Source organism: Companilactobacillus suantsaicola (genome assembly GCF_004745525.1).
Classification (GTDB): Bacteria; Bacillota; Bacilli; order Lactobacillales; family Lactobacillaceae; genus Companilactobacillus; species Companilactobacillus suantsaicola.
In genome coordinates, this window is the sequence record NZ_RKLY01000012.1 from 1 (window position 1) to 24,971 (window position 24,971).

Consider the following 24,971-nt stretch of genomic DNA (forward strand, 5'->3'; position numbering starts at 1 on the left):
TGTATATTTCTGCATAAAATCCCTCCATTACTGGGTTAACATTTTTATACTATTTTGAAATGTCAACCATATAAGGATTATCGCAGAACGCGGCCGGCACAACTTTGAGCTTTTTCAAATTCGGAAAAATCTCAAAGCTTGGCCTTATTCTAAGCAATAAATTGCTAAGAATAATTTGGCGGCTGAGCATTTCCCAGAGCTGTTACTCCAGACTAGATTTCACGTTTTTGCGTTTTTTTTGCTAGATTCAGAAATGAATACGGATTCTATTCGAGTAAGTACAGAACTGTTTTATAGCTTTGATGCGTTATAACGCTTCTATGCTTTATGTAGTTTGATTAATAGAAAAGAGGATATTACTAATACTGCAAGATTCTGCAGTATAGTAATATCCTCTTTTTTGTCTGTTAATTTTTATTTTAATGTATGAAACGGATAACCTATTAAAATATTATTTCTATGTCTGAATAGAATTGTTATTCTTAATCAAATGGAAAGCAAGTAACTAATAAGTGTGAAATTCAGTCCGGAATAGCAAAGCCGATTTGGCTCAGCCGCCAAATTTCACTTAGCGCTTTAGCGCTTAGTGAAAGGCCTAGTTTTGAGATTTTGCGTACTTTGCAAAAGCTCAAAATAGTGCCGGCCGCGTTCCAGCCAAAATCGGCTTTGCTATGGAGGACGGCATACTTCTACCAACACTCCAAAAAACAACAATCAAAACAAATAGCTATTTTAATTTTTTAACACGGCTAAATAAGGAATTGTCGTCAGGTGTTTTGTGATCGCCAGTTCGACCGATATCGTAATCGGAATCTTGCATGGCTTCTACTTTACCCATCAAATAACCATTACCAACTTGTGAGAAGAAGTCGTGGTTGCTAGTACCGGTTGAGATACCGTTCATAACGATAGGGTTGACATCTTCAGCGTTACCATCAGGGAAGAGTGGTTCTTGACCAAGATTCATCAAGGCTTTGTTGGCGTTATAACGCAAGAAAACTAAGACTTCATCGACCCAGCCAACTTCTTTGTAAAGCTCTTGAGTATATTTCTCCTCGTTGTCATAAAGGGTGTAGAGCAAATCATACATCCAATCCTTTAATTCGGCTTGTTTATCTTCACTTAATTCATTGAAACCTAATTGAAATTTATAACCGATATAAGTTCCGTGAACGGATTCGTCACGGATGATCAACTTAATTATTTCGGCGACATTGGCTAATTTATTGTTTCCAAGATAATAAAGTGGAGTGTAGAAACCAGAGTAGAATAGGAAACTTTCTAGGAAAACACTGGCGACTTTCTTTTGTAGTGGAGTGCCGTTTTGGTAAATATCGTTGATATATTTAGCTTTCTTTTGTAGATATTCGTTGTGATCAGTCCAGTCAAAGATTTCTTCAATTTCTTCGGCAGTATTCAAAGTACTGAAGATGGAAGAATAACTTTTGGCATGAACGGATTCCATGAATTCGATGTTATTGAAGACGGCAGTTTCTGCTTGTGTCCTAACATCTTTTAACATGGCTTGAATACCATCTTGAGATTGTAAGGTGTCAAGTAATGTCAAACCACCAAAGACGTGTCCAACAACGGTTTGTTCGGCAGGTGTTAAAGTACGCCAATCATCCAGATCATTGGAAAGAGGAATTCTGGTATCGAGCCAAAATTGTGAAGTCAATTTTTCCCAAGTCTCTTTATCGATTTGGTCTTCAAGCTTGTTCCAATTCATTGATTTGTAATATGTGTCGACCATTATAAAAATTTCCTCCTAGATTGAGCAGCTTTCACACTCGTTACTACCAATTTCATCGTTATTTTCGGTGAAGGTTCTTACGTAGTAAAGTGATTTGATACCTTTATAGTAGGCATAGTTCCGTAAAATACTTAGATCACGGGTAGTCTGTTTAGAATCGTTTTTCCATTCGTAGATGCCGGCTGGAATTTCTGAACGCATAAAGAGCGTCAAACTCATACCTTGATCAATGTGTTCTTGAGCAGAAGCATAAGTATCGATAACCTTACGCATATCAGTATCATAGGCAGACTTGTAGTATTTGATCGTGTCATTACTCAAGAAAGGAGCTGGGAAGTACAACTTACCGTTTTTCTTTTCTTGACGTTCTTCGACCAATCTAGTTACTGGTTGCAAACTAGCACTGGTGTTGTTGATGTAAGAGATTGAACCAGTTGGGGCAACGGCCATTCGATAGGCGTTATAAATTCCGTAACGCATAACATTTTCTTTTAGCGCTTGCCAATCACTGATGTCAGGAATCTTGATACCTTCAAATAGTTGTTTAACTAATTCTGACTTAGGAGCAAAACTTTGGGTCGTATACTTATCGAAGTAAGTTCCGTCAGCGTATTTAGATTTTTCAAAGTTGGCAAAAGTTTCTTTTCGTTCTTTAGCGATATTGTTACTTTCAACCAAGGTCCAATAGTTTAGAAGCATGAAGTAGACGTTGATGAATTCAATTGCTTCAGGTGAGCCGTATTCGAGATGATGACAGGCTAAATAAGTGTGGAGTCCCATAGCACCTAAACCAATAGAATGGCTCATCTTGTTACCATTAGCTACTGGTGGAACAGAAGTGATATTTGAAGCGTCACTGACAAAAGTTAAAGCTCGGGTCATTGAACGAATTGATTGACCAAAATCAGGACTTTGCATCATATTGAGAATATTAGTGGAGCCCAAATTACAACTGACATCAGTTCCTAATTTAACGTATTCTTGAGCGTCATTTAGTTGTGATGGGATTTGGACTTGTTGAATCTCAGTACAAAGATTACTCATGATAATTTTTCCATCGATTGGGTTGTTGCGATTTACAGTATCAATGTTCAAAACGTAAGGATAACCGGATTCTTGTTGTAACTTACTAATTTCATCCTCTAGTTCACGGGCGGGAATCTTGTACTTCTTGATTCGGTCATCGTTGACCAGATTGTCGTATTCCTTAGTGATATCAACGTACGAGAATGGCACTCCGTAGACTCTTTCAACTGAGTAGGGACTGAAAAGATACATATCTTCATTATTGCGAACTAATTCGTAGTATTTATCAGGCACGATCACGCCTAGAGATAAAGTCTTTACACGAACTTTTTCATCGGCATTTTCCTTCTTAGCTGAAAGAAATTCGATAATATCAGGATGGAAAACATTCAAATAAACCGCACCGGCACCTTGTCGTTGACCGAGTTGATTACTGTAACTGAAACTATCCTCCAATAACTTCATAACTGGTAAGACCCCAGATGAAGAATTATCGACTCCCTTAATAGGTGAACCGGATTCACGCAAGTTAGATAGTGTAATACCAACACCACCGCCAATTCTAGACAATTGTAGGGCACTGTTGATTGTTCGACCGATGCTATTCATATCGTCAGTTACTTGTAATAGGAAACAAGAAACGTACTCACCACGGCGCTTGCGGCCAGCATTTAAAAATGATGGTGTAGCTGGTTGGTAACGTTGAGCAATCATTTCTGTAGCCAGACTCTTAGCGAGTTTTTCATCACCATTGGCGTATAAAAGGGCATTAAAAAGGATTCTCATCTCATAATTTTCGAGATAAGAATTGCCGTCATTAGTTTTTAAAGCATATTGGTTATAAAACTTGTAGGCGGCCATAAATGATTGGAATTGGAAATGTTGATCTAATAAGTGATTATAAAGTTCTTCGATGAAACTTGGTGAGTATTCATCTAAAACATTTTTTTCGATAAAATTATTTTTTACGAGGTAGTCAATGTGGCTTTGAAATGAATCAAATTTCATTGTGTTCGGTTCAACATTCTCCGCAAAAAAGGCTGTGACAGCTTCCTTATCTTTATTTAGAGGAATTTTGCCATCTTGGGGGATGTTGATTTCGTTATTTAATTTAAAATAACTAATTTTGCTTGCATCAAGGTTATTTAATCCCAATTTCATTCACTACTTTCTTAAAATTTTCGACATCTTTTTTAGTACCATTGAATTCAAATTCAAAAACTACGGGAACTTCCAGTCCAGCAGCGATGTCTTTGGCAGTGTGGTTGTATAGCGTGTTGAAATTTCGGTTGCCACCGCCAGCAACACCAACACAATTTTTGGCATTATCTTTATATTGTAAAAAATCGATAACCGGGTCCATCATGTCGTCGTCATAAGCTGGCACAATAAGAATAAATGGCCGACCCATTTGGAAAAACGGATCGGCGTCGGTTATTTCATAGCCATCTATTCCTAGCTTATTAACGAAACGTTTAGTTTGTCCGGTGATAGAATAATAAGCTATTTCTTTCATAATTAGCCCACTAGTGCCTTTAAACTGTCAGGACGGAAACCAACGATTGGGTCACTGATTGAGTTCATAACAACAGGAACACTCTTAAATCCTTGTTGTTTCAAAGTATCAAGATATTGTGGGTCTTGATTGATATTTCTTTCTTCAAAGGAAACATTATGTTCCTTCAAATATCTCTTAGTCATTTTGCATTGCATGCAGTTATTCTTGCTATATACGATTACGTTATTCATGTAAAGCACCTCTCTTTAGTTACTAAATCAGTATAAACATTAGCTTGGAAAAACACAATATATTGTATCTGTTATAGTGATACACACACGATATAGCGTGGTTATACTGTAAGCGCAAACTTATGTACGCGTTGGGGTAGACAATTTTGCATCTCAATTTCAAATAATTTTCTGATTCGTGGTAAAATTAGCGTAATGACTATTATAAAGTTATTAGTTAAAATTGAAAGAGTTTCAGACAATTAATTTTGGTTGGGAGAAAACTATGAATTCTTGGAATTTTGTGGGAATTATCGCATGGATCATCGTCATCGCATTGTTGATCTTTGTGGTATTCAATATTAGAAACCGTCACTTAAAAATTCTTGTACAGAAAAAAACAAAAATAACTTGGACTACGATTTTGGTCGATTTTTTGGAGATCTTGGTAGTCATCTTAATGGTGAGTGGGTTGTTATACACTAGCCTATTTACAAAAGTTGATTTGACGGATAAGAACGACGTTAATGTTACTTATAAATATGATCCGATGATTATTCAGACAACTGACGACGGACAAGGGTACTACGTAAAAATTGATAAGAAGGAATCTAGTTCTTCGACAGATGTTTATCAATATTGGTTGAATAATTCGAAATATACTATTTCTAGTCGTAACGCAACGATCTCTGATGCAACATTGCCATTCACTGTTTCTGGCTTACGTTTAGATTGGCCAATGAAGAAAATTAATAAGTATGATTCTAAATATCAATATGCATATGTAATTACTGTTCATGCGAAATATAAGAACAATTTCATCAATGGGTTAGGTTTAAAAGCTAACCGTTTTGCAATGGAATATCGAGTCTTGAGAGTTCCAGCCCGATCATTTATCAATGTAGGCAAATAAAAAAACTCGACCAATTGGCCGGGCTTTTTTATTTGGTTAAGCTTTTTTAATTTTCTTGATACTAACAACGATCTTGTTGTTTAGTTCAGTTTTGTTTGCATTATCTTTGGGATCATTTTGAACGATTTCCATCAAAGCTGAATGTTCGTAAATCTTTTCAACTTTTCCTTGGAAAGGATAATCCATATCTTCATCAACGGAGCAGTTGTATACAGTGCCAACTTTTAAGTCTTCTATTTTCATATGTAAAATCTCCTCGGATTTATTAATTAACAGACTAGTATATTAATATAGTAAATGAAATATTTCAAACATAGGGGTTCAGGAATGGATAAAAAAATCATCGTAATAACTGGTGCAAGTGGCACCGGTAAGACTACCATCAGCAAATATTTGAAAGATACTTATCATATACCGAGTGTTATAACTCACACTACTAGATTACCACGTGAAGGCGAAAAAAACGGTGTCGATTACTATTTTGAAACGAAAAATTCCTTTTTAAAGAATCATTACTTAGAAAAGGTTGAATACAGTGGCAATTGGTATGGTTCGTCAGAAGAAAGTTTAAAGAAAACTTGGGAAAAGTTTGATGCTGCTAGTATTGTGGTCGATACAGCAGGTGCGATTTCTTATAAGAAGAAATATGGAAAGAACGCAGTTGTAATTTTTCTCGAAGTTGATTTTGAAACGGTGACTGATCGTCTAAAACAACGGGGGGATGAAACAAAACGGTTATTGAGTCGAATTAACAGTGACGAATTCAAGCGAGATCTGCAAATACCAAGGGAATTAGTGGGTAAATGTTATAAAATTTCTAATAAAAATCTCGAAAATACTAAAGAAAACGTTAACAAAGTACTAAAATTGGAAAAAATCAAATAAATAATTAATTCACAAATGGGTTTTGACGCTTATTATATCGGGCGTTGAAACCCTTTTCTTTTGTGAATTTCAAAGTGTAACATTCTTATACAATTGTTGTAACAGTTCTGCAATATTCAGAGAGTAATATAGTGGTCGTTGAGTGATAAGAAATTAATAATTATAAAAAAATTAAACAATTAAAAACTATTTCAATTTACGGGGGATTTCAATCTTGAATACAAACGTTAAAAAAAGTCTAATTTCATTTACAGCTGCTGCAGCATTGGCAGTTACAGGTTTGGGTCTATCAAATACTACTTCAAAGGCTGCTACAACACTTCAAAGTGCACCTTCAGTAGTTCGCACAAAGAATGATTCAGCACTATTCAGAAATCCATCATCAGATTCAAAAATCACAGGTCGTGCACTTGCATCAAACACAAGCTGGCGTGTTGCTAAGGCTGTTCAAGATGACAATGGTACAACATGGTACCTTGTAGGTTCAAACGAATGGGTTAACGAAATTGATGTTACAACACAAACTGCCGTTACAGAATCAGCTTCAACAAAAGAAGATTCAGCAGCTAATGTTATCAGCACAGCTAAGAAATATTTAGGTACACCATACGTATGGGGTGGCAAGACTCCTTCAGGCTTTGACTGCTCAGGTTTCACATCATATGTCTTCAAACAAGCAACTGGTAAGAACATTGGTTCATACACAGTAGCTCAAGAAAATGCCGGAACAACAGAAGCTGTATCACAAGCATCAGCCGGAGACTTACTATTCTGGGGTGGCAGAGGTTCAAGTTATCACGTAGCTATCTACTTAGGTAACAACCAATACATCGCTGCACCTCAACCTGGTCAATCTGTTAAAATTTCAACAATCTCAGGTTACTTCATGCCTTCATTCGCTGTTAAGGTTCTATAATTTAATTGAAATCAACCCGCAAAGATCACCCTCTTCGGTGGTCTTTTTTTCTGTCTTAAAATAAAATAGAAAACGTATCACCGAATAAAAATAAAGAGGAATATCATGGAAAAATTAATCGAAGCAGCAAAAGCACAAATTAAGCCCAAAATGCACGTCAGCTTTGGTGGCGGCCGCACAGTGGGCCGTCTGATCAAAGCCGTAAAAGGGATGGATATAACTTTCTCAAGTCCATCCGAAAGCACTCGTCAACTTTGTGCGGAGTTGAACATTCCCGTTGTACCACTGGATCAAGTTGAAAAATTCGATGTAGCCTTTGATGGTTGTGACAATTTGGACAAAAATTTAAACGTTTTAAAAAGCAATGGTGGAATTCACACATTTGAGAAACTGTATGCTAATTTATCCGATCGCTACATAATTTTATCGCCTAAGACACGTTTAACAGACGTTTTAAATCCAGAAGTGCCTTTGTGCTTAGAAGTCTTAGCAGATGCTATTCCACAAGTTTTACAAGAAGTAGAACAGTTAGGTGGAAAAGCCCAAGTTCGCCAATCTAGCGACATCGCCGGAATCGTCAGAACTAGCAATGGCTTTGGTTTGATTGACTGCAATTTTGAAAGTTATCAAGATATTTCCGAAATTAATCAAAAATTAGCTGTCATGAATGGTGTTTTAAGCACTTCTTATTTTGAAAATATTGTGACAGACGCTTTGTTGAGTGATGGGGATGAAGTGGTTCATTTGACTAAATAGAATAGTTCTTTTTGTTTGATGGTGTTTGAGATGCCGTCTTCCGCAACAACTCTGGGAAACGCTGGAACGCTGTGGGGCGACTTGGAGCCAATTTCAAGCCCGGAAATTGTCTTCAAGCTCACCCTTTTACTAGGCGCTAAAGTCGCCAAGTAAAATTTCGCAGCTGAGCATTTCCCAGAGTTGTTACTCCAGACTAGATTTCAGTTCTTTGCGGTTATTTCCGTGAATTCTGAAATGTATACAAGTCTATTCAGAATAATTATTGAACTGTTTTATAGTCTGGATACGTTATAAGGCTTAATTATTTTAATTGATTTAATTAATATAAAAAAAATAGAGGATATTACTAATACCGCAGAGTGCTGCAATATGGTAATATCCTCTTTCTTTGTCTGTTAATTTTATTTGAATGTATGAATCGGAATGGTATATTAAAATATTAGTTCCGTGTCTGAATAGCATTATTCAGAATCTTTATGTTCTTGATGCCACTTCTCAATATAAGCTAACCGTTGTTTGAAGAACTTCTCTTTACCTTGTTCTGTTGGTAAATAGTATTTACTATTTTCAACTTCTTTAGGAACAGTCTTCATGGTCGTTAATTTGTCTGCAAAATCATGTGCAAATTGGTAATCTTTGCCGTAACCGAGATTCTTCATCAACTTAGTTGGTGCATTGCGAATCTGTAGTGGAACGGGGAGGTTGCCATATTTTTTTACGTCTTTTTTAGCCCTTAAACTGGCCTTGTAGACTGCATTTGACTTAGGAGCGACTGATAAGTAGATGACGGTCTCAATCAAGTGGACGTCGCATTCAGGCATACCGAGAAATTGGCAGGCTTGAAAGGCGTTGATGGCGACATTTAAAGCGTTCGTGTCGGCTAAACCAATATCTTCACTGGCAAATCTGACCAGTCTTCTCGCAATATAAAGCGGATCTTCACCGCCTTCCAGCATACGTGTCACCCAATAAATGGCCGAGTTAGTATCACTGTTACGCATCGACTTGTGCAGAGCTGAGATGATATTGTAGTGTTCTTCACCGTTTTTATCATATCTAAGTGATTTCGTATTGAGTAATTGGCGAATATCATCCAGATCAACTTTTGTTTTCCCAGCTTCAGAATTTGAATTGATAACGGCCATTTCCAAAGTATTCAAAGCGACCCGAGCATCTCCGTTGGCATAACTAGCAATCAAATGGATCGTGTCAGCATCAATTTCGACCTCTGTTTGGAAGGCTTTTTTATTAGCGAGAACTTTTTGGAGTAGCTCAACTAAATCATCTTCAGTCAAAGACTTCAAAACGAAGACTTTACAACGTGACAAAAGGGCAGAATTGATTTCAAATGACGGATTTTCCGTTGTGGCGCCGATCAAAGTGATGCTACCTTTCTCAACAAAAGGCAAAAAGGCATCTTGCTGGGCCTTATTGAAACGATGGATCTCATCAATGAAGACAATTGTTCTTTGACCCATTTCACGATTCATTTCGGCTTCTTGCATAACTTTTTTTATGTCGTTGATACCACTAGTGACGGCACTAAAAGTAATGAAGTTAGCTTGAGTTTTTTTAGCAATTATTTCCGCTAGAGTAGTCTTACCAACCCCGGGAGGGCCCCAAAAAATCAATGAGGGAATTTTATCTTGATCGATAATTTCCCGCAAGATTTTACCTGGACCAATCAGATGTTTTTGACCGACGAAGCCATCAAGGGTCGTGGGACGAATTCGGTTAGCTAAAGGTGAATTGTCATCATTGTTATTAGAAAAAAGTGATTCTTGTTGCATACTTTACCTTCTTTAGTTAATTGCTTGTTGAATCTTCTTTTCATTATAACCAAGTAGAATTAAGAACATTAATAAGTATAGCCCTAAAGGAATCAAAGCAAAATTAAGATTAATGGCGGAAATTGTGCTAGCTGATTGAGTTTGGTTAGAAACGTAACCAGAAATCTGTAATGATTCAGCTGTGATCAAACCACCTAAGCCGAGGCCGAGATTGACTCCGAAGTCATCAGTTGAGGCCAAAACGCCTTCAGCTTGAATTCCCATAGCGGTACCATAACGGATCGTATCGGCAATCATGATTGAGACTAGACCGATAATAAAGCCACCACCGATACAATTGATAAAGATACCGGCAAAAATCGTTGGCAAGACTTCTGAATAAGCACCAATGGTGATGATAACTTGTCCGACAAAAGCAGTAACGATACCGAGCAGCATGGTATTTTTCTTACCTAATCTAGCCGAGACAAAGTAAATTGCGACGACCCCAATCAGAGCCGTGAACGTGAAACTGTTAGCTAGAGAAACCAAATTTTCGTCTTGAATAACGTATTTGAAGTAGTAAATCGTCGTCTGGTTCTTAATTGAAGTCGTTAACCAGTACAAGAAAATTACTACAGAAATAACGATCCAAGGCTTATTTTGTTTCAACATCTTCCAAACTTCAGTCAGTGGTTGGTGACTGATCTCTTTATTCGTATAGCGCTCTCGAACGTGAAAGAAAGTGTTGAGAATCAGTGCTAAAGAAATTGCCCCGAATAAAATGATTGTCCCTAAGAAGCCAAGTTGTTGATTACCCTGACCGAATAGACTAACGAGCGGAATTGTGAAGACCGCCACGATGATTTGAACGGAACTACCGCAAAATTGACGAATAACACCTAATAGGGTCGTTTCCTTTTCATTATTAGTCATCGTTGGCAAGATGGAAGTGATTGGTAAATTAACCGCTGTATAAAAGAATCCTAAACCTAAGTAAGTTACATAGGCCCAAATTAATTTTCCCGTGTGGGGAAGAAAATTAGGTGTGACGAAAGTTAAAATAGCGAAAACGACATATGGAAATGAGTACCACAAAAAGAAGGGCCGACTCTTGCCCCATTTAGAATGTGTATTATCAATCATGACACCAATCAATAAACTTTCGAAAACATCAGCCGTTCGAGCCACGACAAAAAGAATCGCGACTTCATTAGCTGAAAGTCCGAAGACATCGGTGTAGAAAAATAATAAATAAGTGGTCATCATTTGAAAAACTAAGTTGTCAGCCGCATCGCTGAGACCATAACTGATTCGTTCAGTTATAGAAGTTTTCCAAGTATTCAATTTACTTAGTCAACCGACGGTAAAGTTCACGACCGACGATATCGTTTGTCCACATCCAAGCGATATGGCCGAGAGCTTCAGAAATATGTTCTTCAGTAGGTTGATCTGATGGACTTGGGACAGTCTTCATCATAGGCATGATTCCTAAATGAAAGGCAACCCAAATGGCTAAACCAAAAATGGCGCCACTACCTTTACGGATGAAAGGTTTATATTCAGCTAAAACTTCATAAATAATGGCGAACGAAGTTGAGAAACCAAAGTGCATCAAAAAACTTGCCCAAGGCATCTTTTGTTCGGAGTAAGTGTAAGTTCCACGAGTGATCTTCTTAGGAATTCCAAATTGTTCCATCAAAGTTTGAGGTGGATTAACGGCGTCACGTTCTGGAGTTCTAGGAGGTAGAACATTTTCCCAACCTAGTTTGACGAAACCAGAAATTAAACCAGCAGCTACACCAGCAGTGACAGCGGCTTTTAAATCAACTTTTTGTGCTTTATTCAAATGCATAACAAATCTCCCTCTACAATTATTTTAATTAAAGTATAAATCAGAGAAAAAATGAATTCAGGTATTTAGTCTTATAGGGGGGAAAATAAGTTTTGGAGTGGGGAAGTATGCCGTCCTCCGCAACCAAATCGATTTGGTTGCTCCGGACTGAATAATATTTCTATTTTATGATTGTTTTTCCGTTCTTTTGGAGATTATCCGGTTCTTAGGCTTAGAACCACTCTATGAAGTTTAATCAGTGTAATATGATGTAGAACTGCTTACTGATTTTAAATTGTTGTAAGGGTTGTACCGTATTCAAACAAAAAATCATTCTTACTTATTATGAATAGGATAACCATCTTTAAACAAGTAGAAGAGAATAAAATATTGAACCACCATTTAGTCTGGAGCAACAGCTCTGGGAAATGCTCAGCCGTGAAATTTTGGTTAGTGCTTTAGCACTTACCAAAAGACCAATCTTGGAGACAATTTTCGGGCTTAAAAATTGGCTTCAAGTTGCGTCCACAGCGTTCCAGCGTTTCCCAGAGCTGTTGCGGAAGACGGCATCCTAAAACCCCTTTCATACTTTCTTCACATATTATTATTAATTAATTCGTAATTTGGATATCAGATATTCATAATTTGTCGTTATTATTTAAGCATAGCCAAATAACAAAGAGGTGACCGGATGAACAAATAACCCTTCCGCTTTAATTAATGAAATAAAAATTATTGAAAATAAATACATGAATAGAAATAAACCCCTTAAAATATATTTAACCCTTAAACTTAATTAATATATCTCCCCCCCTTAATAGATATATAAAATTGACGTAAATTTTTGAAAGAAGTGACCTGATGAAATTGGAGACAATGCATTTCTAAATAATCACTTGATGAAATAGTACTAATGAGATAGAACAACCCTTATATAAAATCCTATTTTTTAAAAGTTTAATCCCCTTAAACGTAAATAAAACTTTATCTCCCCCCTAAAGATAAAAGTTTAAAAATAAAGACAACCGAATTCCCCCCCTGAATTTGGTTGTCTTTTTGTGATTAATAAGTATAAGGAATGTGTGCAGCTTGTGGTACTTGATCCCAAGGTACTGGATAGCCGGCGCCGTGAGCACAGAAAACGGAATCGGGGGTATTCTCTAAATCAGAAACTGGTTGATAATTTCGTTCCTCGATAATCTCTTTTGCGTTGTGACAAGGTTGGTAACCTAAGACGACACACTCCAGATGACCTTGGCCATGTGTGTAAGCAGTCACTTCTTTAGAATAACCTTGCATTGTCGAAACCGGAGCAGTTCCAGTTAGAACTGACATTTCTGGATTTAAAGTGTTAGGTTCGTCGAAAGTTCCGTGCATTTTTTGAATGTCATTTAAAGCTCGACCAACATTTGTCGTATCAACTTCTAGTCGAAATTGGTACCAAGGTTCAAGTAATTGGCAGGCATTTTTTTGTTTGAGCATCATCAAGCCCTGTCTGACAGCTCGCCAAGTTGCTTGCTTAAAATCGCCTCCGACCGAGTGAACATTGCTAGCACGACCGTTGATCAGAGTAATTTTCATATTAGTTATGGGAGCGCCAATCAAGACACCTAAATGCTCTTTAGCTTGCAAATTGGAGAGCACTTGATGTTGCCAGTTGCTAGCTAAAACGTCCAAATTGCAGTCGCTGGCAAAACTCAATTCTTTAGTGGGTTCGAGGAGTAGATGCACTTCAGCGTAGTGACGTAGCGGTTCAAAATGGCCGACACCTTCAACTTTGTCGGTAATAGTTTCTTTGTAAAGAATACTACCTTGGTCAAAGCCAATGTCCAAATCATAGCGATCACGCATCAATTGTTGCAAAATTTCGAGTTGCACTTCGCCCATAATCTGAACGCGGATCTCTTGTAATTGGCTCGACCAAGTGACATGAAGTTCAGGGTCTTCGTCTTCTAATTGGCGCAGGGCAGTCAGACAAGTGTGTAAGTCATTATTTTGAGGGTCAACGGTGTAATTCAAAACCGGTTGAATCAAGGGACTTTTTTCGTCTGTTTGTTTACCCAGACCGAGTCCTTGATGAGTTTTGTCCAAACCGGTGATGGCACAAACTTGACCAGCGGGAACTTCTTGAACCATATCGAATTTAGCTCCATTATAAATTCGTAATTGATTAGCCTTTTGATCCTGATACAAGACAGCTTTATTATGTAAAGTTCCGCCAGTAACCTTAACCCAAGTCAGCCGTTCCTTTTTTTCATCGTGAGAAATCTTGAAAACTTTAGCCGCAAAATCAGTTTGGTAACTTGGTTCGACAGTCCATTTAGCTAAACCACTCAAAAATTCCGTTATACCAGTTAGTTTTAAGGCTGAACCAAAAAAACAAGGAAAAATTTGACGTTTTTGAATCATGGTTTGAATAGTAGAGTCTGCCAATTGACCAGATTCCAAAAATTGATCCAAAACGGTATCGTCTTGAACAGCAATTTCTTCTAAAGTATCCTCTGACAAGGTTTTTGAAAAATTAATACAACTATCGCTTAAATTTTCTTTAAGATCAGTTAATACTTGGTCAGTTTCGACGCCAACAGCGTCAATTTTGTTAACAAAAATAAAAGTTGGAATCTGATAGTGTTCTAACAAGTTCCAAAGCGTTCTAGTGTAGCCAGAAACACCGTCTGTGGCCGAAACAACCAAGATAGCATAATCTAAAACACTCAAAACTTGTTCAGTCTGAGCCGCAAAATCAACGTGTCCTGGAGTATCCAGTAAAGTTAAACTTAAATCGTCGAACGTTAAATTAGCTTGATGGGAGAAAATTGTGATACCACGCTTTTTCTCTAAATCATCAGGATCTAAAAAAGCATCACCCTTGTCGACCCGACCAAGTTTTTTTAATTGGCCACTGTGATAAAGCAGCGCCTCAGAAAGAGTAGTTTTTCCAGCATCAACGTGAGCAGTGATACCAGCAACAATATGTTTCATAAATTCCCGTTATTATTTAAGCATAGTCAAATAACAAAGAGGTGAAAGCTTCAAGACTATAAATCTCCAAGAAATAAATAATCACTTAAACCTTAAAAAAATTAGATAAAAAATATATCCTCCCCAGATATACATTAATTTAAAACTAAAGGAAGTAAAATTATGAAAAATAATATGACAAAAAGAGCTCGCCAATCGGCGAGCTCTTTTCTTATGGGATTAATTTTTGATTTTTGCGGCCTGTTCATCGTTACAGTAGAGGAAATGTCCAGGTAAGACTTCTTGTAGTCTTTGGTCATCCAAGAAGGGACGTTTATGGTCGAAGTCGATTCTTGTTCTTGTCTTCTCAATTTCAGGATCTGGAACTGGGATAGCAGACAGAAGGCTCTTTGTGTATGCATGAAGCGGGTTGTTATAAATCTCATCTGAATCGGCCAATTCAACGATTTTACCACGATACATAACGGCGATACGGTCAGAAATGTATTTAACCATGGAAAGATCATGGGCGATAAAGAGATAAGTTAGACCTTTTTTCTTTTGGATATCTTGCATCAAGTTAACAACTTGAGCTTGAATGGAAACATCCAAAGCGGAAATAGGTTCATCAGCGATAATGAATTGTGGATCAACGGCCAAGGCTCTAGCGATACCGATACGTTGTCTTTGTCCACCTGAGAATTCATATGGGTAACGAGTCATATGTTCTGGGTTCAGATTGACCATATCGAGTAATTCGCGGACACGCTTGTCTCGTTCGTCTTCACTGTTAACTAGGTGGTGAACATCTAGTCCTTCAGCGATGATATCTTTAACTTTCATTCTAGGATTCAATGAAGCGTATGGATCTTGGAAAATCATTTGCATTTCACGACGGAATTCCTTCATCTTAGGACCATGACTTTTGATAGTACTGATATCTTGTCCATTGAAATAGATATGTCCGTCAGTTGGGTTGTAAAGTCTGATGATCGAACGTCCAGTAGTACTCTTACCAGAACCAGATTCACCTACTAAACCGAAGGTTTCACCTTTATAGATGTCAAAAGATACATCATCAACAGCCTTAACCATGTTAGGTTTGCCAATGTTAAAATACTGTTTTAAATTTTTTACGGATACAATTACTTCTTTTTGATCAGACATTTTCCACATTGCCTCCTAACGTCTTAAATTTTTCATAGCGTTTCAAGATACTTGCTGGTGGAGTAACTTTTGGTGCATCTGGGTGAAGTAACCAAGTTGCAGCGTAATGATGCTTGGAAACTTTGAAGAAAGGAGGTTGCTCTTCTTCATCGATTGCCATTGCATAAGCATTTCTTGGTGCAAAAGCGTCACCCTTTGGTGGGTTCAAAAGGTTAGGTGGTGTACCGGGAATTGAGTTCAAACGATCAGACTCACTAGTGTCCAAAGTAGGCATTGAGTCTAACAAGCCCCAAGTGTATGGATGTTGAGGGTTGTAGAAGACATCGTTTACTGAACCATATTCAACGAGACGACCAGCGTACATAACGGCCACTCGATCAGCAATACCAGCTACGACACCTAAGTCGTGGGTGATAAAGATGATTGAGGTACCAATTTTTTGTTGTAATTCTTTTAATAGATCAATGATTTGAGCTTGAACAGTAACGTCAAGAGCAGTTGTTGGTTCATCGGCAATTAGGATTTCTGGGTAATTAACGATGGCAATAGCGATAACGATACGTTGTCTTTGACCACCTGAGAATTGGTGAGGGTAGTCATTCATACGAGCTTTAGGATTAGGAATACCAACTAGACGAAGAACTTCTTCAGCACGCTTTAAAGCATCCTTTTTAGAAACGTTGTTGTGAATCAAAAGTGGTTCGGCAACTTGTTTTCCAATTGTCATAGTAGGGTCAAGTGAAGTCATGGGGTCTTGGAAAATCATGGAAATTTTGTTTCCACGAAGTTTATCCATTTCCTTATCACTTCTTTGAAGAAGGTCATCTCCATGATAGAGGACTTCTCCTTGTGAGATTGTTCCGTTCTTAGCAAGCAATTGCAAGATAGAACGAACTGTGATGGATTTACCAGAACCAGATTCACCAACGATAGCCAAGGTTTCACCGGCGTTTAAGTGGAAATCAACACCACGGATAGCATGAACGACACCGTTATAAGTATCAAAATCGACATGCAGATTTTTAACTTCTAAAATTTTATCCATTTCGGTTTCTCCTTAGTTAGTTTTCTGATGATTGTGGATCGAAGGCATCACGTAAGCCATCACCTAGAAGGTTAGTAGCAATCATGATAATACTCAAGATAATAGCCGGAGCCCACATTTGATATGGTAAGAATCTAAAGGCTTTTTGACCATCGGATAGAAGTGTACCTAGAGAAGCATTAGGTGCCGGAATACCGATACCAATGAAACTTAGGAAGGCTTCGAAGAAGATGGCGTTGGGAATTGTAAACATTGTTTGAATAATAATTGTTGATGAAAGGTTAGGAATCAAATGTTTTGTCGCAATTTTCATTGATGGTTCACCAAGGGTTCTTGCGGCTAAAATATATTCTTGTTCTTTCAATTGGAAAGTTTGCGCCCGGACTAGACGAGCCATGGTAACCCAACCAGTGATTGCCAAAGCAATAACGATTGATGTTAGACCGGGTTTTAAAACGATCATCATTAAGATAACCACGATCAAGTTAGGAATTGAAGAAACGATTTCAACGATACGTTGCATGAATGTATCAGTCTTACCGCCCTTCCAACCAGAAACGATACCATAAGGTACCCCGATTAGCAGGTCAACTAAAGTAGCAAGTACAGCAACAACTAGAGAAAGTCTTGTACCGTAGATAATTCTTGAGAGTAGGTCACGTCCAAGATAATCAGTACCTAAGATGTAGAAAGTACCATCAGGGGCACCAGCTTGTTTATAGGCATCGACCATCTTGCCACCCATGTTTTGGTAACCGTTCATACCTGGGATGTTTAAGTTACCTAATTTAGGAGGTAAGTTAGACATTGTAACTTGTTGAGCATTAGGATTATGTGGAGCGATAACTGGAGCCAAAACGGCTACAACTACGATGATTGAAAGAAGTGATAAACAAACGACTGCAACTTTATTGTTGAACAAACGACGACGAACATCTTGCATGTATGTTAATGACGGTGTACCAATTTTTTCTTGATCAGCGTTATTTTCGTCATGGATTAATTTAAATTTGTCCTTAGGAATTTGAGGAATCTGTTCCATTATTCTTTACCTCCGTTTCCTAGTCTAATTCTTGGATCGATTAGTCCATAAAGGATATCGACGATCAAGTAAACTATGATTAATAAGAATGAATAGAAGATTGTTAGACCCATAATTGTTGGGTAATCATTAGTAGTAATTGACTTAACGAACTGTTCACCAATACCAGGGATGGAGAAGATATTTTCAACAACCATGGAACCAGTCATAACTGAAACAGCCATTGGTCCGATAATAGTAACAACTGGAATCAATGAGTTACGTAAAGCGTGCTTTGTAACAACTTTCCAGTTTGAATTACCTTTTGATTTAGCCAGTTCGATGTAATCACTACTCAAAACATCGACCATTTCGGTTCTCATAAATCTGGCAACCGTACCAAGAGGTAAAGCTGATAGAGCTAATGTTGGTAGAACACTTGATTGGAAGTTATCCCACAAAGCAACTGGGTAGATCTTCCACTTGTAAGCTAGGTAGAACTGTAAGAGAACAGCTAAAACGAAAGATGGAATTGATAGACCTAAAATTGAGATGAAAGTTGCTAGTGTATCAACCCATGTATTTTTACGAATAGCAGCGATAGCACCAAGTAAGATACCACCGATAGTACCAACGACCATTGCTTGAGCACCAATTTGCATTGATGGCACGATTCTTTGGCCGATTAAAGCTGTAACAGGTTCGTTGTTAAATTGGAAAGATGTACCAAGGTTTCCTTGTAACAAGCCCCCGATATAACGAACGTATTGAACGAATACCGATTGATCCAATCCATATTGGGCTTTAACGATCTTCAGTTGTTCTGCCGACATACGGTTTTCGTTAGAAAACGGAGTACCAGGCAGCATCTTCATCATGAAGAATGTTATTGTCGCAATAATGAAAAGGGTCAAGAATAAATAAAGAATTCTTTTGAGAATATATTTAGCCATTATTTAATCTCCCTCAACATGATTATTTTTTATAAGCAGTAACTAGATTATAACTACCATTTGGTGTGATATTGTAGCCGTGAACGTTGCTTCTAGTTAAGTTAGCTTGGTTAGCTTGATACAAAGGAATTGCAGCTTGGTCATCTGTTAGGATCTTTGTAGCATCCAAGAGATCTTGCCATCTAGCATTTTCATCAGTTGCATCAGTAGTCTTAGATTTGTTGATCAAGGCGTCGTATTCAGGATTTGAGTACTTACCATTGTTTTGAACGTTGTTTGTTGTAAAGATATCCAAGAAGGTAACAGGATCTGGATAATCGGCGTTCCAACCAGTAACAACCATGTCGAAGTTACCAGAACTAGATTTGTCTAGACGAGATTTAAATGGAACGTTTGATAGAGTAACTTTAAGTCCAGGTAAATTCTTTTGTAATTGTCCTTGGAGGTATTCGTTTTGTTTCTTAGAACCATCGGTATCATCACCTAGAAGTGTGAATTCGAGATTCTTTTGACCAGTTTCTTTGATACCTTCCTTCCAAAGCCTAGTTGCTTCTTTAGGATTGTATTCAGTGTATTGACTTGAATCTTGAAGTGTTTTTTCTTTAGTGAAATCAACACCTGTTTCAGGGTTATATGACATACCTACAGGAACAATAGTGTGTTCGATACTACCAGTATTACCTAAAACATTTTCTGTCAATTGTTTACGGTTGATAGCCATTGAGATAGCACGTCTGATCTTAGCATTTCTGAAGAACTTGTATTTCTTTTGGTTAAGCTCGATGTAGAAGTTACCAGTTTGCTTATCCATTGAGAAAGTCTTGTAGTTGGAAACTTGACGAGCAGTGTCACCCGGCAGCTTTTCGTAACGATTGATACGGTTGGCATCATAGAGGTTTAAACCAGTATTAGCATCCTTAACAACGTAGTACTCTAATTTCTTTAATTTAACTTCTTTAGCATTCCAATACTTGTCGTTTTTAACTTCAGTCCAACTATTTTTAGAAACATTCCAATTAGTTAGTTTGAAAGGTCCGTTGAAGACCATACCTTTACTACTCAAACCATATTTCTTACCAGCTTTTTCAACTGATGGTTTGTATTGTGGGTAGAAAGTAGAACTGGCCATCAAAGTATTGAAATAAGGGATGGCATTTTCCAAAGTAACTTGGAGTGTATAATCATCCAAGGCTTTGATACCCAAAGTATTTACTGGCTTCTTACCGGCATTGATCGCATCAGCATTCTTGATTCCAGTATAGATGTATGCATATTGAGAAGCAGTCTTAGGATCAACTGTTCTTCTCCAAGCGTAAACGAAGTCTTGAGCAGTCACCGGTTTACCATTTGACCACTGAGTATGTTTTAGATTGAAAGTATAAGTTTTACCATTATTAGTTGGCTTAACAACCTTTTTAGCAATAGCTGGTTTAAGTGTTTTGCCGTCGTAACGATAAAGTCCTTCCATCGTATTTGTTAAATTTTGAGCACCGATAACATCAGTGTTCATGGATGAATCCATTGTCGCAATAACATCTCCGGAGTTAATTGCAAGTGTATCTTTACTGTCTTTTTCAGTAGCGGAACCACAACCGCTGAGAACTAAAGCGAATAGAAATATCGGTAACAATGCAAGTAAATACTTCTTAGATTTCATTGTTTAACCTCCCTAAAATAATTTTCTTAGAATGCCCTAATGAACATTAAAATAGAATTGCCCTTAATTAGAAAAATTCTAATTGTTGATAAAATAATAATACATTTTGTCTAAAATTGCAAAGAAAAAAAGAGCTATCTATCAAATAGATAACTCTGTTTCGACGTATTTATTAAATTTTTCTAATTCTTCAGGACTCAAGTTGGCAATAATCAAAGAACCGTCATTAGTGAACTCTTTAGTGATTATTTGGGAATTTCTCATTATTTCTTCAGCAACTTTTTGGTCACTGTAAGGAATTAAAAGCGTGGTTTTTTTGTAATTAGAAAATATTTTTTGTTTGATAACTTTAATTAAAGTTTCAATTGATTTTTTATCTAACGCCGAGTAGTAGACGTTGTCGCCTTCGATCGTTGGGAATTGCTGACCAGCTTTTAGATCAGCTTTGTTGAAAGCATAAATCATCGGTTTGCCAACGACGCCAATTTCTTTGAGAGTTTTCTCAGTCACTTCCAACATATTCTTCCAATGTTCGTCAGACACGTCGATCACTTGAATCAAAACGTCAGCGTCTTGAGCTTCTTTTAAAGTTGTCTTGAATGATTCGACCAGATTGTGTGGTAACTTGCTGACAAAGCCAACTGTGTCGGATAAAAGAAAGCTTGTGTTGTCCTCTAAGTCAATTCGGCGAACACTCGTATCCAAAGTGGCGAAGAGCATATTTTTCTCGAAAACTTTCCGATCCTCTGAATCCTCTTTGTTAAAATTCAATAGGCCATTCATCGTCGTCGACTTACCAGCATTAGTGTAACCAACTAAAGAAACTAATGGCAAAGTAGTATTGGTTCTTCTACGACTTTGAACGTCAACTGTCTTATCAACCGTTTTAAGTTCGTTACGTAAAGCGGTGATTCTTTTTCTGATAACACGACGATCAAGTTCTAGTTTAGATTCACCGGCACCACGGTTAGCTAATCCGCCAGAAGCAGATTGTTGATCCAAAGGATTACCAGATGGGTGAATTCTAGGTAGCTGATACTGTAATTTAGCAATTTCAACTTGTAGTTTGGCTTGTTTAGTTTGAGCTCTAGTCGAGAAGACTTGTAAGATCAATTCAGTTCGATCCATGAAACTCAATTTAGTTTCTTTTTCCAAGTTTCTAATTTGAGAAGGGGTCAATTCGTCATTCAAAACGATGATTGAAACATCGTCAGCATTGGCAATTTCCTTGATCTCGGTAACTTTACCAGATCCAAAGTAAGTGGCACCACTGACAGTATCAGCTTTTTGCTTGATAACATCAGCCACTTCCATGTTGTTAGCTTCGACTAATGAAGCAAGTTCTTCCATCGTATATTCGAAGTCAGGTTGTAAGTGACTAACTCCGGCAACGATCACGCGAGTTTTTTCAAATGTATTTTTAGATTCAGTCATAAATCCTCCTGGTGGCACTATTTACCCCAGGGATAATAATGCCTTTTTATTATTGATGTGCAATGATATTCTTTAATTTTGTGCTCATGATGCAATACCATCCTTTCGATAAACTGTCTAAATAATACCATGTAAGTTGGCTAAACGCTATATAATAGGTAGAAAACGATTACCGAATTACCTTATTTATTGAAAAATCATACCTATTAACTAAACCGCATTTGTTTAAATAAGTTATACTATTAAATATACGCAGTTCTTGTTAAAACTCGGTTAGTGGAAAGTGCCGTCTTCCGCACAAGTCCTGTGATTGGCTGGAGAATGTCAGCACTATTTTGAGCTTTTGCACAGTTCGCAAAATCTCAAAACTAGGCCTTATTCTAAGCAATAAATTGCTAAGAATAATTTGGCGGCTGAGCCATCACAGGACTTGTACTCCAGACTAGATAAGTGTCTTTTTATTGATTCTATTTAATTTAAAAATAAAAAGATTACACATAGAATATTTATAACTAAAATTTGACAGAACTTGTAGACCATTCAGTAGAGGGTAAATAAAATTATTGGTGGGTGAGAAAATGGATCATTCTAAACAGAAGTTGTTACTTACCTTATTGATTGAATTTGGTAATTCATTCTCTAAGCAGATCAATGAATCAGCAATTAATCAGGAAATGGAGCGCTACATTAGAAAAACAGTTCGTGATTTTGTTGAAAGACAATATCGGGGCTCAGTTTTTGATAAGGAATTCAAGAAGTTAGTTGAAACGATTGATGAAGCAAAAGATGAGCAAAATTTAGTTTTCAATTATCATACGAATCGAGTTTGGACTGAGATTTCAGAGTTATCAGTCAAAACGACAAGTTTTACAAATGCTTATTCGATTATTGATATTTTGGGGAAGAACAAGGATGCTTTTTTCTAGGTTCTATTTTTAGTTTGGTTAAGTATGCCGTCCTCCATAGCAAAGCCGATTTTGGCTGGAACGTGGTGGGCACGACTTGAAACTACCGCAAAGTGCGCGGCATTTCCAAGCTCGGCCTTTCACTAAACGCTAAAGCGTTAAGTGAAATTTCACCACTGAGCCAAATCGGCTTTGCTATTCCGGACTGAATTTCACTTTTATAAATTATTTGTTTTCCATTCATTTAGGAATACTGGTTCTATTTTGAATTGGAATCCGATATTTTAGTAGGTTATCGTGCGTCATACGTTAAAGTAGGAACTAATGGATAAAGAAAGAGGATATTACTAATACTGCAGAATTCTGCAATATAGTAATATCCTCTATTTTTTTATTTTATGTTAATTAAATCAATTAAAATAATTAAGCGTTATAACGTATCCAGACTATAAAACAGTTCAATGATGACTCTGAATAGATTTGTATCCAATTCAGAGTTTACAGAAATAATCGCAAAGAACTGAAATCTAGTCTGGAGTAACAGCTCTGGGAAATGCTCAGCCGTGAAATTTTGGTTAGTGCTTTAGCACTTACCAAAAGACCAATCTTGGAGACAATTTTCGGGCTTAAAAATTGGCTTCAAGTTGCGTCCACCGCGTTCCAGCATTTCCCAGAGCTGTTGCGGAAGACGGCATCCAACCACCATCCAACCAATAGAACTAACAAATTATTGCCAGACACCAGCCGTTATACCATCGTTACGTTAAAAGCTTAATCTAACATTGTTGCTGCCATGCGAGTAATTGTTGATGGTAACGTCTGAATCGAGGCCATCGAGGAACTGGTTTAGTTTTTCGATAGTTTCTTTTTTGTTATAGATAATATCTCTTGAAATATCCAACTTGATCTTTTGACCATTCTTTAGTGTGACACTTAAACTAACTTGATTGTTGGTCATTGAGATTGCACCTGAAAACATTCCTAAGCCCGCATTATAAATCAAGGCAAATGGCATTTGTTTTAAGTTGAAGTTTCCGTTAATTGAAACGGATTGGATATCTTTTTTCGAGAAAGTCTTTAGGTTTAAAAATGTTGGGAAGATCAACATTAATAACCGATTACTGGCATTATCGTTGTCACGGTAATTGACAGTATCCTGATTTACTTCCCAATAGTTGAATAACGTTTTGGATGTTCCCCAATAATATCCTAAAAGTATCAACAAAAAGAAGAATACTCCGGTGATGAAGCCAATACTAGGGTTAGCCAACTCATTGCCAAACATTCCGAAAGCTATCCCGAAGGCTAAACTGATGATCAATGGTCTAAATGTAATTCTTTTCCCAAATTTTAACATAATAAACATTCCCTTCAATCTTACTTGAAACGATGTGAATCAATAGCTAAAAATTCATTTTCTATACTTTAAATATACACCTATATTGTAATACAAAATAAATAATATCTTAAATGGGGGGATAATTATTCACGAATGAAAATTAAAGCGTTTTTTGAAGCAAAGCCTTGAGTTTTCGTGATTTTCCAATGGAAAACTTTTGTTTCGTACCGTTGATAAATTCAATTTCACGGGTCGAAAAATCAACTTGATGAATGTTTTGAGGATTGATTAAACAGGAACGACTAATTTTAAAGAGAAAGTTATGCTTTTCTTCAATTTCACTTAGTTTTCCATAAAAATCATAAACACCATCAACTGTGTAAACTTCGAGATGGTGTGGTACATCAGAAGTTTCGACTAGAACTACTTCGGATTTATCCAGATTATACACTTGTGAGCCTACGGTGAATGAAAAATTTTGTTTTTGTACAGTCAAAGTCTCGTCAGTCAGTTGTTTGGAATAGGCAAGAGCATCAAATATTTCTTGGCGAAAATCTTCGAGGGATTGATCCTTTTCAATAAAATCAATTGCGGCAACTTTTTTCTTCAAAGTCAGTGGAGCCAATTCATCATGTGTTGTCACAAAAATGATTTTAGCTTGGACATCGTGTTGACGAATGATTTGAGCTAAACGAATCCCGTCGATATCAGCTTTGAGGTCAATATCCAAAAAATAAATACCATTTTTAGGTTGGGTCGTATCTAAGTAAGTAGTCACTTCATCAGGAGCAGTAGCGGCCAATTCGATTTTAAAAAGTTTTTCGTGAAACAAGAGATAGTCGCTGATCAATTTTTTTATACCCGCAAGTTGGGTGGAATCGTCTTCACAAATAATGATGGGATACATAA

The 24,971-nt window shown here is 37.1% G+C and carries 22 protein-coding genes; 5 read left to right on the top strand and 17 right to left on the bottom strand.

The annotated features are described in order from the left end of the window. Positions 1–727: 727 nt before the first annotated feature. The 4 genes from nrdF to nrdH are packed head-to-tail and all read right to left on the bottom strand — an operon-like array spanning position 728 to position 4,528. The gene (gene nrdF / locus EGT49_RS05805) at positions 728–1,753 is read right to left on the bottom strand and encodes a class 1b ribonucleoside-diphosphate reductase subunit beta (protein WP_135372442.1); all 1,026 of its coding nucleotides are present in this window, start codon (positions 1,751–1,753) and stop codon (positions 728–730) included. Between the two features lie 15 nt (positions 1,754–1,768). After that, positions 1,769–3,940, bottom strand: a complete 2,172-nt coding sequence (nrdE, locus tag EGT49_RS05810) for a class 1b ribonucleoside-diphosphate reductase subunit alpha (protein ID WP_135372444.1) — start codon at positions 3,938–3,940, stop codon at positions 1,769–1,771. Next, complete coding sequence (nrdI, locus tag EGT49_RS05815; protein WP_135372446.1) at positions 3,921–4,295, bottom strand: class Ib ribonucleoside-diphosphate reductase assembly flavoprotein NrdI; 375 nt, start codon at positions 4,293–4,295, stop codon at positions 3,921–3,923. Before nrdI ends, nrdE begins: the two co-directional genes overlap by 20 nt. A gap of 2 nt (positions 4,296–4,297) precedes the next feature. After that, a complete protein-coding gene (nrdH, locus tag EGT49_RS05820) occupies positions 4,298–4,528 on the bottom strand; it encodes a glutaredoxin-like protein NrdH (protein WP_135372448.1) in 231 nt (76 codons plus the stop codon). Between the two features lie 265 nt (positions 4,529–4,793). On the opposite strand from nrdH, the gene EGT49_RS05825 reads away from it, so the two are divergent. After that, the gene (locus tag EGT49_RS05825; protein ID WP_135372450.1) at positions 4,794–5,420 is read left to right on the top strand and encodes an LVIS_2131 family protein; all 627 of its coding nucleotides are present in this window, start codon (positions 4,794–4,796) and stop codon (positions 5,418–5,420) included. A gap of 36 nt (positions 5,421–5,456) precedes the next feature. On the opposite strand, the gene EGT49_RS05830 is transcribed toward EGT49_RS05825, so the two are convergent. Continuing rightward, on the bottom strand, positions 5,457–5,663 hold the full coding sequence (locus tag EGT49_RS05830; protein WP_135372452.1) for a DUF2187 domain-containing protein: 207 nt from the start codon (positions 5,661–5,663) through the stop codon (positions 5,457–5,459). Between the two features lie 84 nt (positions 5,664–5,747). Here EGT49_RS05830 and EGT49_RS05835 point away from each other — a divergent pair, with 84 nt between their 5' ends. The 3 genes from EGT49_RS05835 to EGT49_RS05845 all read left to right on the top strand — a co-directional run bounded on the left by EGT49_RS05835 (position 5,748) and on the right by EGT49_RS05845 (position 7,977). Continuing rightward, positions 5,748–6,305, top strand: a complete 558-nt coding sequence (locus EGT49_RS05835) for a guanylate kinase (protein WP_135372454.1) — start codon at positions 5,748–5,750, stop codon at positions 6,303–6,305. Between the two features lie 214 nt (positions 6,306–6,519). After that, positions 6,520–7,221 carry a C40 family peptidase gene (locus EGT49_RS05840; protein ID WP_135372456.1) on the top strand — a complete coding sequence of 234 codons (702 nt, stop codon included), beginning with the start codon at positions 6,520–6,522 and terminating at the stop codon, positions 7,219–7,221. 105 nt (positions 7,222–7,326) lie between these two features. Beyond that, a complete protein-coding gene (locus tag EGT49_RS05845; protein WP_135372458.1) occupies positions 7,327–7,977 on the top strand; it encodes a ribose-5-phosphate isomerase A in 651 nt (216 codons plus the stop codon). Positions 7,978–8,438: 461 nt separating this feature from the next. Here EGT49_RS05845 and EGT49_RS05850 read toward each other — a convergent pair whose 3' ends face one another. The 10 genes from EGT49_RS05850 to hflX form a co-directional block, all read right to left on the bottom strand. Continuing rightward, positions 8,439–9,767, bottom strand: a complete 1,329-nt coding sequence (locus EGT49_RS05850) for a replication-associated recombination protein A (RefSeq protein ID WP_135372460.1) — start codon at positions 9,765–9,767, stop codon at positions 8,439–8,441. A 12-nt stretch (positions 9,768–9,779) separates the two neighbouring features. Beyond that, a complete protein-coding gene (locus EGT49_RS05855; RefSeq protein ID WP_135372462.1) occupies positions 9,780–11,093 on the bottom strand; it encodes an MFS transporter in 1,314 nt (437 codons plus the stop codon). 1 nt (position 11,094) lies between these two features. Further along, a complete protein-coding gene (locus EGT49_RS05860; RefSeq protein WP_135372464.1) occupies positions 11,095–11,601 on the bottom strand; it encodes a DUF1440 domain-containing protein in 507 nt (168 codons plus the stop codon). A gap of 1,041 nt (positions 11,602–12,642) precedes the next feature. After that, entirely contained in the window at positions 12,643–14,562 is a 1,920-nt protein-coding gene (locus tag EGT49_RS05865) for an elongation factor G (RefSeq protein WP_135372466.1), read from the bottom strand. A 219-nt stretch (positions 14,563–14,781) separates the two neighbouring features. Continuing rightward, the gene (locus EGT49_RS05870) at positions 14,782–15,708 is read right to left on the bottom strand and encodes an ABC transporter ATP-binding protein (RefSeq protein WP_135372468.1); all 927 of its coding nucleotides are present in this window, start codon (positions 15,706–15,708) and stop codon (positions 14,782–14,784) included. Beyond that, positions 15,701–16,753 (bottom strand): ABC transporter ATP-binding protein, encoded by a 1,053-nt coding sequence (locus tag EGT49_RS05875; RefSeq protein ID WP_135372470.1) that lies wholly within the window; start codon positions 16,751–16,753, stop codon positions 15,701–15,703. The genes EGT49_RS05870 and EGT49_RS05875 overlap by 8 nt, the downstream gene beginning before the upstream one ends. Before the next feature lie 16 nt (positions 16,754–16,769). Beyond that, on the bottom strand, positions 16,770–17,795 hold the full coding sequence (locus EGT49_RS05880; protein WP_135372472.1) for an ABC transporter permease: 1,026 nt from the start codon (positions 17,793–17,795) through the stop codon (positions 16,770–16,772). Then, entirely contained in the window at positions 17,795–18,727 is a 933-nt protein-coding gene (gene opp3b, locus EGT49_RS05885; RefSeq protein WP_135372474.1) for an oligopeptide ABC transporter permease, read from the bottom strand. Before opp3b ends, EGT49_RS05880 begins: the two co-directional genes overlap by 1 nt. Before the next feature lie 22 nt (positions 18,728–18,749). Next, a complete protein-coding gene (locus EGT49_RS05890; protein ID WP_135372476.1) occupies positions 18,750–20,384 on the bottom strand; it encodes a peptide ABC transporter substrate-binding protein in 1,635 nt (544 codons plus the stop codon). 141 nt (positions 20,385–20,525) lie between these two features. Next, the gene (gene hflX, locus EGT49_RS05895) at positions 20,526–21,818 is read right to left on the bottom strand and encodes a GTPase HflX (protein WP_135372478.1); all 1,293 of its coding nucleotides are present in this window, start codon (positions 21,816–21,818) and stop codon (positions 20,526–20,528) included. Between the two features lie 578 nt (positions 21,819–22,396). Here hflX and EGT49_RS05900 point away from each other — a divergent pair. Then, positions 22,397–22,744 (top strand): hypothetical protein, encoded by a 348-nt coding sequence (locus EGT49_RS05900; RefSeq protein WP_135372480.1) that lies wholly within the window; start codon positions 22,397–22,399, stop codon positions 22,742–22,744. A gap of 742 nt (positions 22,745–23,486) precedes the next feature. Here the strand turns inward: EGT49_RS05900 and EGT49_RS05905 are convergent. Beyond that, complete coding sequence (locus EGT49_RS05905) at positions 23,487–24,080, bottom strand: hypothetical protein (RefSeq protein WP_135372482.1); 594 nt, start codon at positions 24,078–24,080, stop codon at positions 23,487–23,489. Between the two features lie 142 nt (positions 24,081–24,222). Then, the gene (locus EGT49_RS05910) at positions 24,223–24,969 is read right to left on the bottom strand and encodes a LytR/AlgR family response regulator transcription factor (protein WP_246013804.1); all 747 of its coding nucleotides are present in this window, start codon (positions 24,967–24,969) and stop codon (positions 24,223–24,225) included. Positions 24,970–24,971 lie beyond the last annotated feature (2 nt).

Excerpts from the sequence above, each read along its gene's own strand:
- nrdF (WP_135372442.1), bottom strand. The coding sequence starts at position 1,753 with ATGGTCGACACATATTACAAATCAATGAATTGGAACAAGCTTGAAGAC.
- nrdE (WP_135372444.1), bottom strand. The coding sequence starts at position 3,940 with ATGAAATTGGGATTAAATAACCTTGATGCAAGCAAAATTAGTTATTTT.
- nrdI (WP_135372446.1), bottom strand. The coding sequence starts at position 4,295 with ATGAAAGAAATAGCTTATTATTCTATCACCGGACAAACTAAACGTTTC.
- nrdH (WP_135372448.1), bottom strand. The coding sequence starts at position 4,528 with ATGAATAACGTAATCGTATATAGCAAGAATAACTGCATGCAATGCAAA.
- EGT49_RS05825 (WP_135372450.1), top strand. The coding sequence starts at position 4,794 with ATGAATTCTTGGAATTTTGTGGGAATTATCGCATGGATCATCGTCATC.
- EGT49_RS05830 (WP_135372452.1), bottom strand. The coding sequence starts at position 5,663 with ATGAAAATAGAAGACTTAAAAGTTGGCACTGTATACAACTGCTCCGTT.
- EGT49_RS05835 (WP_135372454.1), top strand. The coding sequence starts at position 5,748 with ATGGATAAAAAAATCATCGTAATAACTGGTGCAAGTGGCACCGGTAAG.
- EGT49_RS05845 (WP_135372458.1), top strand. The coding sequence starts at position 7,327 with ATGGAAAAATTAATCGAAGCAGCAAAAGCACAAATTAAGCCCAAAATG.
- EGT49_RS05850 (WP_135372460.1), bottom strand. The coding sequence starts at position 9,767 with ATGCAACAAGAATCACTTTTTTCTAATAACAATGATGACAATTCACCT.
- EGT49_RS05860 (WP_135372464.1), bottom strand. The coding sequence starts at position 11,601 with ATGCATTTGAATAAAGCACAAAAAGTTGATTTAAAAGCCGCTGTCACT.
- EGT49_RS05865 (WP_135372466.1), bottom strand. The coding sequence starts at position 14,562 with ATGAAACATATTGTTGCTGGTATCACTGCTCACGTTGATGCTGGAAAA.
- EGT49_RS05870 (WP_135372468.1), bottom strand. The coding sequence starts at position 15,708 with ATGTCTGATCAAAAAGAAGTAATTGTATCCGTAAAAAATTTAAAACAG.
- EGT49_RS05875 (WP_135372470.1), bottom strand. The coding sequence starts at position 16,753 with ATGGATAAAATTTTAGAAGTTAAAAATCTGCATGTCGATTTTGATACT.
- EGT49_RS05880 (WP_135372472.1), bottom strand. The coding sequence starts at position 17,795 with ATGGAACAGATTCCTCAAATTCCTAAGGACAAATTTAAATTAATCCAT.
- opp3b (WP_135372474.1), bottom strand. The coding sequence starts at position 18,727 with ATGGCTAAATATATTCTCAAAAGAATTCTTTATTTATTCTTGACCCTT.
- EGT49_RS05890 (WP_135372476.1), bottom strand. The coding sequence starts at position 20,384 with ATGAAATCTAAGAAGTATTTACTTGCATTGTTACCGATATTTCTATTC.
- hflX (WP_135372478.1), bottom strand. The coding sequence starts at position 21,818 with ATGACTGAATCTAAAAATACATTTGAAAAAACTCGCGTGATCGTTGCC.
- EGT49_RS05900 (WP_135372480.1), top strand. The coding sequence starts at position 22,397 with ATGGATCATTCTAAACAGAAGTTGTTACTTACCTTATTGATTGAATTT.
- EGT49_RS05905 (WP_135372482.1), bottom strand. The coding sequence starts at position 24,080 with ATGTTAAAATTTGGGAAAAGAATTACATTTAGACCATTGATCATCAGT.
- EGT49_RS05910 (WP_246013804.1), bottom strand. The coding sequence starts at position 24,969 with ATGTATCCCATCATTATTTGTGAAGACGATTCCACCCAACTTGCGGGT.